The 2,584-nt window shown below is 59.6% G+C and carries 2 protein-coding genes; both read left to right on the plus strand.

Annotation, left to right across the window (positions count from 1 at the left end):
- The coding region (locus DWX39_RS11080) for a hypothetical protein (protein WP_199411501.1) at nt 1-924 on the plus strand (924 nt) is incomplete at its 5' end.
- Nucleotides 925-1,256: 332 nt separating this feature from the next.
- The coding region (locus tag DWX39_RS10655; RefSeq protein WP_199411502.1) for a prealbumin-like fold domain-containing protein at nt 1,257-2,584 on the plus strand (1,328 nt) is incomplete at its 3' end.

Consider the following 2,584-nt stretch of genomic DNA (forward strand, 5'->3'; position numbering starts at 1 on the left):
CGCGCGGCCATCGAGCAGGTCATGCGCGACGAGGGGCAGGACATGAGCCTGCTCGACAAATGTCTAGACGGGTGGTACGAAGGGGATAAGGACTGCTCGGACCCGAGCATCTTCAGCGGGCCGAAGTTCGTGAGCAAGAAGGTGAACGGAGATCTGTACCTGTGGACTTGGGTGACCATGGGCAAGTTCTACTTCTATAAGGATGGTACTGACAAGACCCATCTACTCTATAAGTCCCAGCGATATCTGACTGGCACTAATTTCGTATTTCCGGCAGAGCTTGCCAAAACTGAGCTTGAGCCCACTTGCAACCTCAACGATAAATTCGGCACCGACCCCTCGACAGGCTTCACCGGCTGGCACCTGGACATGAAGCTGGGTGACGAGGCTATATCAAGCTGCACGGCGGGCAGCGGCATTACCGCCTTGTACGGCCGCAACCGCTGCACCCTGCGCACGGAATATGCCCCCGGATCGGTCGAGCTGGACCCGAGCTGGGACATGAGGCTGCTGCCCGAGGATGGTGCCGAGGCGCACCCCGGCTTCATCCCCGTGTTCGAGGAGCCCAAGCACAAGGGCTACGACGCCAAGGGCAAGGAGTTCGAGCTTGCGGCGATCGGCGACTCCGGCGAGGGCCACACGGCCTATTACTGGGACGAGCTCGCCCGCATCACGGTCCCCGCGACCGCGTACCGAAACATCGGCGGCGGGCAGTGGCGCACCTACAAGTGCGAAGCGTGGCTCGACGCGGACGAGGCGAACGCGGCGGCTGAGGTTTCGGAGACTTCCGAGACGGGCGTCTCGGGACGCTCGCGCTCCCGCGGTCGTGCCGCTAGCGCCGTCAAGATGACTGCGGATACCGTGCGCTACATCCGTTGGACCGAGGTCGTCTCGGACGGCGTGGTGGGCGTCAGGAGGAAGTAAGTAAAAGGGGGGGGCAGAGATTTTCTCCGCCCCCTATCGCTCTTACGAAGCGCCCTGCCTTTGGGGCGTTCGATGCTTCTTGCCGCTGCGGCAATACTCTAAATCACCTCGTATACAGGACCACCGTCTAGTGGATACTTAGGATGACGTACTCAGGAGGTAATTGTGGGCGAAAGTAAACGCCACATCGATGTCGGAATCACTTCGGGGGGGGGGGTGCCTCTAAAGGCTTAGCCTTTTCCAGAAGGGCCCTTATCGCCGGGGGCGGGATCACGGCTGCGGCGGCAGTGACCGACGCGGTTGCCAGACCCTCCAGTCCCCTGGGGGTCGTGATGCGCTCGGTCTTCGACGCGATAGGCATATCGACCTATTCGATGAGTAGATTCGAGGAGTTTGCGCCCGATAACCCGAAGGTTAAGCCATCGGGGCTCGCCGTTCCCATGAGTGTCAACGGCATCTCATCGCACCCCACCGGCTGGTGGCACAGCGCTGGCAGGGCGACGCACACAAGCTGGACCCCAACCTATGATGACGTCTTCCACAGGGGGGACAAAGCACAGCTCTTTCTGAACAATGGGCATCCCTACACGATTCTACCGATGGACAACTCCGGATACCGCGCGAGCGTCACGTGGAATAGCATTGGAACCTATAACGGGAAGCCCGTGGGATGCACGCTCACGCTCTCGAATCCCGCCGTTGGCAACGGCTACAACAACAACGCGGGTTTCAACCAGAAGCTCGCCCAATTCTACCAGCAGCACTTCGGCACGAAGAGCTTCTTCTTGGTGAGCGACGCCTTCGCGGCGTGGGACAGTTGTCACTGGCTACTGGGGCTGAAGTCGATAAAGATGGTATATCAGTTCTTCTATTCCGACAGGCCCGGCGAGTATATCGACCTCGATTGGGCGTACCTCGGCGCTAGGAGCATACAGTGTGACGGCGGCGGATATGAGTGGATCAGCCCCGCCGAGAACAATCAGGACGCCTATTTCATCCCGCGGGGAGTGGACACCCAGCTCTTCTTCACCAACTTCGACGGCTACAGCTGCATCTCGTCTCGTGTAAACGAGGTGAGCGACCGGACTTGCGCCATCATCGCATACAAGGGACCCAGCATCTCGTGCGTCCGCGGCGACACGGTGTATGGCGACGGGTTCCAGTTCGACTTTCAGTCTATCGGCAACTTCTGCTCGTTAAGCCTGAAGAAGTCCTCAACCAACCCCGATGTCACAAAGATCGATCCGGAGTACTTCTCTCTCGCCGGAGCCGAGTACGCCATCTACTGCGACGAGGCCTGCACCCGCAAGTGCGGGACCTTCAAGACGGACGAGAACGGCGAGGCTACCCTCTCGGCGGTCAACGGGACGAACAAGCTGATTGCGAACATGGACTACTGGGTGAAGGAGACGGTCGCACCGCAAGGCTTCGGGATTGACAAGGATGTCCATAAGATTCGCCTCGACCGCGACACGACCATCGAGGTATCGGATGTCCCGAAGCATTCGACCGTCCACTTTATGCTGGTGGACACAATCGGCGATACGCAGGAGATGCATACGGTCTATATCAAGCTCAACAGCACCTTCTCGGTAAACGGGAACCAGGGCGATTTCTCGGACGCACGCGCGGCCATCGAGCAGGTCATGCGCGACGAGGG

The sequence above is a fragment of the Collinsella sp. AF19-1LB genome (assembly GCF_003459655.1).
Classification (GTDB): Bacteria; Actinomycetota; Coriobacteriia; order Coriobacteriales; family Coriobacteriaceae; genus Collinsella.